1 tRNA gene is annotated in these 249 nt (G+C 41.8%); it reads right to left on the bottom strand.

Features of this window, described 5'->3' with window-relative positions:
* Positions 1 to 130 precede the first annotated feature (130 nt).
* Positions 131 to 206, bottom strand: a tRNA-Ala gene (locus tag GQA99_RS20515).
* Between the last annotated feature and the right edge of the window lie 43 nt (positions 207 to 249).

Genomic DNA, 249 nt, shown 5'->3' with positions numbered 1-249 from the left:
TTTGCAATTAATTACATGACAGACTCATGCAATTAATTACTATCAGCTTTCCAAATTGTTAAAGAGCGGGCTTAAAAAAGCCAAAGATAAAATTTCGTTTATCTTTGGCATCTCTTACCAATGCAGTAAATGGTGGAGCTATGCGGGATCGAACCGCAGACCTCCTGCGTGCAAGGCAGGCGCTCTCCCAGCTGAGCTATAGCCCCATTTACATGCAGTTGAGATTTTACGTTTACCTTCAAAGAAGGT

It is taken from the genome of Shewanella litoralis (assembly GCF_009828585.1).
GTDB lineage: Bacteria > Pseudomonadota > Gammaproteobacteria > Enterobacterales > Shewanellaceae > Shewanella > Shewanella litoralis.
The sequence above is the reverse complement of the archived record's forward strand: the minus strand, read 5'-3'. Positions and strand labels throughout refer to the sequence as shown.